Origin of the sequence: Mixta sp., assembly GCF_024610815.1 — a bacterium.
Lineage (GTDB): Bacteria > Pseudomonadota > Gammaproteobacteria > Enterobacterales > Enterobacteriaceae > Mixta > Mixta calida.
On record NZ_JANION010000233.1, the window covers coordinates 25,000 to 31,826 of the forward strand.

The following is a 6,827-nucleotide window of genomic DNA, read 5'->3' on the forward strand; positions in this document are numbered from 1 at the left end:
CGCGATTCCGCCAAATCAGTAAATCGATTCAGCTTGATCCAGTTCAAGCGGCGATTAATTTTGCGGTTCGAAATAATTGCCAGCTTAAATACCAGAGCTACCGAAGTGAATCAATGTTCGGGGTGGTAAAATTTTGACGCGGGCCACAAAAAAGCACCCTGCGGGGTGCTTTTTTCACCAGTGATATAATTCTGGCACTACTATTGCAGCTCTTTTTCCGTAAAGAGATCGGCGAACAGCGCCGTGCTAAGGTAGCGTTCGCCGGAGGAGGGCAGGATCACGACGATATTTTTATTGGCGAAAGCTTCCTCTTCCTGCAACTTCAGCGCGGCCGCGACCGCTGCGCCGGAAGAGATACCGGCCAGAATGCCTTCCTCATCCATCAGGCGGCGGGCGGTTGAGATCGCCTCTTCATTGGTGATGGCGACCACGCGGTCCACCAGGCTCAGGTCGAGGTTGCCGGGAATAAAGCCGGCGCCGATGCCCTGAATCTTATGCGGGCCCGGTTTCACTTCTTGTCCCGCCAGCGTCTGGGCGATAACCGGCGAGTCCGTCGGTTCTACCGCCACGCTGATCAGTTCTTTTTTGCCTTTGGTATTTTTGATGTAGCGCGAGACGCCGGTCAGGGTGCCGCCGGTGCCGACGCCGGAGATAAAGACGTCTACTTCGCCGTCGGTATCTTCCCAGATTTCCGGGCCGGTGGTTTTTTCATGAATTTCCGGGTTGGCCGGATTGCTGAACTGCTGCAACATCAAAAATTTATCAGGATCGCTGGCAACAATCTCTTCCGCTTTAGCGATAGCGCCTTTCATGCCTTTCGCGCCTTCGGTCAACACCAGGTTGGCGCCCAGCGCTTTTAACAGCTTGCGACGTTCGACGGACATGGTTTCAGGCATGGTCAGCGTCAGCTTATAACCGCGCGCGGCGGCGACATAGGCCAGCGCGATGCCGGTGTTGCCGCTGGTCGGCTCCACCAGTTCAATGCCCGGCTTCAGAATGCCGCGCTTTTCTGCGTCCCAAATCATATTGGCACCGATACGGCATTTGACGCTGAAGCTCGGGTTACGGGATTCCACCTTCGCCAGAATGCGTCCGTTGCCGATGCGGTTCAGACGAACCAGCGGCGTATGACCGATTGTCAGAGAATTGTCTTCGTAAATCTTGCTCATAGCCCGTCCTTAACTGTATGAATTTCAGGGAACCGTGAAAGCATACCTTTTCCAGTTTCGCAAGGAAGGAAGGAAATAGTATATGTATATGTTTAGCCGAAATAAGCCCTTGCTGAATGGCATAAGGCCGCAGGAAAGGGCCGCAGCGCAACATCATGGCGTCGCGCTACAGGCTTTAACGCCTTTCGCCGATCCGCGCGGCTTCAACGGATCGCAGGCTGGGATGGCCCAGCTGAGCGCGGTAGCGATCCACCCACATCGCCGTCGCGCCGCAGACAGCGACCGGCATAATCGCCAGATTGAGCAGCGGAATCATAGTAAACAGGCTGACCAGCGCGCCGAACTGCATATTATCGGTTTTATGCTGACGCAGCGCGCTGCGCATTTTCTGAAAGCTGACCTTATGGTTGTCGAATGGGTAGTCGCAATACTGAATGGAGAGCATCCAGGCGCTGAACAGGAACCACAGCACCGGCGCCACCGTCTGCCCGAAGCCGGGAATAAAGTAAAGCAGCAGCAGACCGGCCGCCCGTGGCAGATACCAGGCCAGTTTTTGCCATTCCCGCTTCATAATGCGCGGGATATCCTTTATCACCGCCAGCCAGCCGCTGTCAGGCAACGGCTGGCCGGTCAGCCTGCCTTCCAGCTGCTCCGCCAGCAGGCCGCAGAAGGGGGCGGCGATCCAGTTGGCGATGGTGGAAAAGAAATAGCTGAACACCAACACAATAGAGATGACCGTCAGCGGCCAGAGCAGATAGCTGAGCCACTGAAGCCAGTCAGGCACGTGCGCCATCAGCTGCGGGATCCAGTGATTAAGGCTGCGAAAGAGCCAGATAAACGCGCCGCCGAGCAGCACAATATTAACCAGCAGCGGAATAACGACGAAGCGGCGAATGCCCGGCAGACGGATCAATTTCCAGCCCTGCGCAAAGTAATGAATGCCGTTATAAGAAGCGGGGGAACGCGTAACCATCGACAGTTTTTCTCCTCTGTTGGTCAGGCCAGGCTATCATAACCTGAGTTTTGGCGCTTACCAGTTGTCTTTTGACTGAAAAAACAGCAAAAAAGCGGGGTGGCTCTATCTTATTTGTCAGAAAAGACGGCGCAGACTTGCACTTGTTTAGCGGGACAAATACAGTTAGAGGATAAAGTTTGCCGTGGTGGCAAGGTATTGGAACAACAGAGAATACAATGATGCAGGATTTGCGTCTGATATTAATCGTTGTTGGCGCGATCGCCATAATAGCGCTGCTGCTTCATGGTCTGTGGACCAGCCGTAAAGAGCGCTCATCTGTGTTTCGCGATCGCCCGCACAAGCGTTTAAAACAGGATGATGAAGAGAGCCTGACCGGGGATGAAACCAGCGGGGCAGGCGAAGCGCGTGCGCGTCGCTCGAGCGCCAAACCTTCACATAACGAACCCTCTTTTGATGGCTTTGCTGTAGATGACGAAGAGCCTGCACCACGTCCTGCGCCGCGTAAGCCGCAACCTCAACCAGCCCGCAACGCGGTGCCCGTCGCGCCGCGCCCGGAGCGCGATCCGCTGCTCGACAGCGACGCGTTCGCCGAGGTGGATGATGAGATTGCGCCGCAGAGCGAACGTCAGGCGCCGATAGCGCCGCGTCCGCAACAGCAGTCAACGCCAGCGCGTCAACCTGAAGCGCCGCGTCAGCCAGCCATGCCAGAGCCTGATGAGGCGCCGCAGTGGCAGGATGAGGAAGATGAACATGACGCGCCGCGCGTCCATACCGAAGCGGAAGCGCCCGTCGCCTCGACGCCGAGCGAGCCGGAACAGCCGCGTGAAGTCGCGCGCCGCAAAGAGACCGTACTGGTGTTACACGTCGCCGCGCACGCCGGCGGCGAGCTGAACGGCGAAAGCCTGTTGCAGGGCATTCTGCAGGCGGGCTTCCAGTTCGGCGAGATGAACATTTTCCATCGCCATTTAAGCCCGGCGGGAAGCGGCCCGGTGCTGTTCAGCCTGGCCAATATGGTGAAGCCCGGCTCCTTCAACCCGGATGCGATGACCGACTTCACCACGCCTGGCGTATCGATCTTTATGATGGTGCCATCCTATGGCGATCCGAATCAAAACTTTAAGCTGATGCTGCAGTCCGCGCAGCGTATCGCCGATGATGTCGGCGGCGTCGTGCTGGACGATGAGCGTCGCATGATGACGCCGCAGAAACTGGAAACCTACAAGGCGCGTATCCGCGACGTTATCGACGCCAACGCCTGACAGCCCAGTTTATACTGCGTTCCCTGAACCCCCGCTTGCCGGGGGTTTTCTTTCTCTGATGGTGCGTTATGGAATCCGTACAAGACAAAATCACCGAGTTGCGAACCACGCTTCGTCATCATGAATATTTGTATCACGTCATGGACGCGCCGGAAATTCCCGACGCGGAGTACGATCGCCTGATGCGCGAACTGCGTGCGCTGGAAGAACAGCATCCCGACCTGATTACGCCCGATTCGCCGACGCAGCGCGTGGGCGCGGCGCCGCTGACGGCGTTTGAGCAGGTGCGTCATGAAGTGCCTATGCTGTCGCTGGATAACGTTTTCGACGAGGCGGGCTATCTCGCCTTCAACAAGCGCGTTCAGGATCGCCTGAAAAGCAGCGATGAGATCACCTTCTGCTGCGAACTGAAGCTGGACGGCCTGGCCGTCAGCCTGCTCTATGAAGATGGCCTGTTGGTACGCGCCGCCACGCGCGGCGACGGCACGACCGGCGAAAACATTACCGCCAATGTGCGCACCATTCGCGCCATTCCGCTGCGTCTGAAGGGCGATAACATTCCGGCGCGGCTGGAAGTGCGCGGCGAAGTGTTTATGAATCAGGCAGGCTTTGAAAAGCTGAATGAAGAGGCGCGCCGCACTGGCGGTAAAGTGTTCGCCAACCCGCGCAACGCCGCCGCCGGTTCGCTGCGCCAGCTCGATCCGCGCGTCACCGCCAAACGTCCGCTGACCTTCTTCTGCTACGGTTTTGGGCTGGTCGAGGGCGGCGAATTGCCCCACAGCCACTGGGAACGTCTGCAACAGTTTAAAGCCTGGGGGATTCCGGTCAGCGATCGCATTCGCCTCAGCCACAGCGCGGAAGAGGTGCTGGCGTTTTATCATCAGGTAGAGCGTGACAGGCCGCAGCTCGGCTTCGATATCGACGGCGTAGTGATCAAAGTCGATTCGCAGGCGTTGCAGGATCGGCTGGGCTTCGTCGCACGCGCGCCGCGCTGGGCGATTGCCTTTAAATTCCCGGCGCAGGAGCAGCTGACGACCGTGCGCGACGTGGAGTTTCAGGTCGGACGCACCGGCGCTATTACGCCGGTCGCGCGTCTGGAGCCGGTTCAGGTCGCGGGCGTGATGGTCAGCAACGCCACGCTGCACAACGCCGACGAAATCGCGCGTCTCGGCCTGCGTATTGGCGATCGCGTCGTTATTCGCCGGGCGGGCGATGTTATCCCGCAGGTGGTGAACGTTGTCGAAACCGAACGCGGCAGCGATACGCGGGAAGTGGTGTTTCCTGCCCATTGTCCGGTCTGCGGCTCGGATGTCGAGCGTGTGGAAGGCGAGGCGGTCACGCGCTGTACCGGCGGCCTGATCTGCGGCGCCCAGCGTAAAGAGGCGTTGAAGCATTTCGTTTCGCGGCGCGCGATGGACGTCGAAGGCATGGGCGATAAGATCATCGACCAGCTGGTGGAAAAAGAGTATGTCAAAACCCCTGCCGATCTGTTCCGTCTGAGCGCCGGGCTGCTGACCGGCCTGGATCGCATGGGGCCGAAATCGGCGCAGAACGTCGTGGATGCGCTAAATAAAGCGAAGGCGACAACGCTGCCGCGCTTCCTCTACGCGCTGGGTATTCGCGAAGTGGGCGAGGCGACCGCCGTTAATCTGGCGAACCATTTTGGCTCGCTGGAGAAGATCATGGATGCCGATCTGGATGCGCTGATCGCGGTGCCGGATGTCGGTAAAGTGGTGGCGGCGCACGTGCGCAACTTTATGGAAGAAGAGAGCAATCGCGAAGTTATCCGCCAGCTGGTAGAGGATATCGGCATCCACTGGCCGGCGGTGACGGTCATTAATGCTGAGGAGCTGGACAGCCCGTTCGCCGGTAAAACCGTCGTGCTGACCGGCTCGCTGAGCATCATGTCGCGCGACGACGCCAAAGAGCGGCTCACGGCGCTGGGCGCGAAGGTCAGCGGCAGCGTATCGAAGAAAACTGACCTCGTCATCGCTGGCGAAGCGGCAGGCTCCAAGCTGGCGAAGGCGCAGGAGCTGGGCATTGAGGTCATTGATGAGGCGGAGATGATCCGTTTGCTGGATAACCCGCATGGATAAACAGCAGCTGGTGGAGATCGCTAATACGGTGATGCCGTTCGGTAAGTATCAGGGACGCGTATTGATCGATCTGCCGGAGCCGTATCTGCTGTGGTTCGCCCGCAAGGGCGAATTTCCGGCGGGACATCTGGGCGAGCTGATGCAGCTGACGCTGGCGATTAAAATCGAAGGGCTGGAAGGGCTGGTGAAGCCGCTCAAGCGCGATCTTTAACGGGCGCCGTCGTTGACGGCGCCCGCATTCTTACTTCTGCGACTCTACAATCGCTTTCCCCTGCGGCGCGCTGGCTTTGAGCGCCGCATCGTTCTTCTTCTTATAGCGCTGCGCGATAAACGAGCAGACCATTAGCTGAACCTGATGAAATATCATCAGCGGCAGCACGATAATCCCCACCGAGGCGGCAGGAAACAGAATGTTGGCCATCGGCACGCCGTTTGCCAGGCTTTTCTTCGAGCCGCAGAACAGGATGGTGATCTCATCGGCGCGGTTAAAGCCGAACAGGCGCGCCGCCAGCAGGTTGATCAGCAAAACGATAAACAGCAACAGCACGCTGCCCGCCAAAATCCAGACCAACGTCATCACGCCTACCCGATGCCAGATGCCATTTACTACCGCTTCGCTAAACGCCGAATAGACTACCAACAGGATAGATGTCTGATCCGTTTTGCCGATCAGGCTGCGATGGCGCTCCACCCAACCGCCGATCCAGCGGCGCGACAGATGCCCCAGCACAAACGGCACCAGCAGTTGCAGCATAATGCGGCCTACCTGTTCCAGTCCGTTGCCTGGCATATCGCTGTGAATATTCATCACCAGATTCACCAGCAGCGGCGAGATAAAGACGCCAAGCAGACTGGAGGCGGAGGCGCTGCATACCGCCGCCGCCACGTTGCCGCCTGCCATGGAGGTGAAGGCGATGGCGGACTGGACGGTCGCGGGCAAAATACAGAGGTACACAAAGCCGGTATAGATTTCCGCGCTGACGTCAACCGGATGCCACCAGGCCAGCAGCAGCCCCAGTATCGGGAACAGCACGAAGGTGCTGAACATAATCCACAGATGCAGCCGCCAGTGGCTGCTGCCAGCGATGATTTTTTCACGCGACAGCTTGGCGCCATGCATAAAGAACAGCAGGGCGATAGCGGCGGTGGTCAGCCAGTCGAAAAAGGGGACAAAGCCGCCTTTCGCCGGTAAGAACGTCGCCAGCAGCAACACAATCAGCAGCTTAACCATCATTGGATCGAGACGAAAAATGCCCATTGTTAAAACCTGGTTAAATATCGATGGGCGTATTGTGCGTCAGCGACGTTTAGAAATAAAATTGATTTA

General features: G+C 58.0%; 6 protein-coding genes. 3 read left to right on the forward strand and 3 right to left on the reverse strand.

The features are described from left to right. Nucleotides 1-200: 200 nt before the first annotated feature. Nucleotides 201-1,169, reverse strand: a complete 969-nt coding sequence (gene cysK / locus MYY08_RS17995; RefSeq protein WP_038624900.1) for a cysteine synthase A — start codon at nt 1,167-1,169, stop codon at nt 201-203. Nucleotides 1,170-1,344: 175 nt separating this feature from the next. Further along, nucleotides 1,345-2,142, reverse strand: coding sequence for a sulfate transporter CysZ (cysZ, locus tag MYY08_RS18000; protein WP_288015239.1), 798 nt, complete (start codon nt 2,140-2,142; stop codon nt 1,345-1,347). 218 nt (nt 2,143-2,360) lie between these two features. Here cysZ and zipA point away from each other — a divergent pair, with 218 nt between their 5' ends. From zipA to MYY08_RS18015, 3 genes are all read left to right on the forward strand, one after another. Beyond that, a complete protein-coding gene (gene zipA / locus MYY08_RS18005) occupies nt 2,361-3,404 on the forward strand; it encodes a cell division protein ZipA (RefSeq protein ID WP_038624902.1) in 1,044 nt (347 codons plus the stop codon). A gap of 68 nt (nt 3,405-3,472) precedes the next feature. Beyond that, nucleotides 3,473-5,500, forward strand: coding sequence for an NAD-dependent DNA ligase LigA (gene ligA / locus MYY08_RS18010; RefSeq protein WP_084971214.1), 2,028 nt, complete (start codon nt 3,473-3,475; stop codon nt 5,498-5,500). Beyond that, nucleotides 5,493-5,711, forward strand: coding sequence for a DUF3820 family protein (locus MYY08_RS18015; RefSeq protein ID WP_038624906.1), 219 nt, complete (start codon nt 5,493-5,495; stop codon nt 5,709-5,711). The genes ligA and MYY08_RS18015 overlap by 8 nt, the downstream gene beginning before the upstream one ends. 30 nt (nt 5,712-5,741) lie before the next feature. On the opposite strand, the gene MYY08_RS18020 is transcribed toward MYY08_RS18015, so the two are convergent. Continuing rightward, on the reverse strand, nt 5,742-6,758 hold the full coding sequence (locus tag MYY08_RS18020) for a bile acid:sodium symporter family protein (protein ID WP_038624908.1): 1,017 nt from the start codon (nt 6,756-6,758) through the stop codon (nt 5,742-5,744). Nucleotides 6,759-6,827 lie beyond the last annotated feature (69 nt).

Bases quoted from the DNA above. Each gene is read 5' to 3' on its own strand.
- ligA (WP_084971214.1), top strand. From the start codon at position 3,473: ATGGAATCCGTACAAGACAAAATCACCGAGTTGCGAACCACGCTTCGT.
- MYY08_RS18015 (WP_038624906.1), top strand. From the start codon at position 5,493: ATGGATAAACAGCAGCTGGTGGAGATCGCTAATACGGTGATGCCGTTC.
- cysK (WP_038624900.1), bottom strand. From the start codon at position 1,169: ATGAGCAAGATTTACGAAGACAATTCTCTGACAATCGGTCATACGCCG.
- zipA (WP_038624902.1), top strand. From the start codon at position 2,361: ATGATGCAGGATTTGCGTCTGATATTAATCGTTGTTGGCGCGATCGCC.
- MYY08_RS18020 (WP_038624908.1), bottom strand. From the start codon at position 6,758: ATGGGCATTTTTCGTCTCGATCCAATGATGGTTAAGCTGCTGATTGTG.
- cysZ (WP_288015239.1), bottom strand. From the start codon at position 2,142: ATGGTTACGCGTTCCCCCGCTTCTTATAACGGCATTCATTACTTTGCG.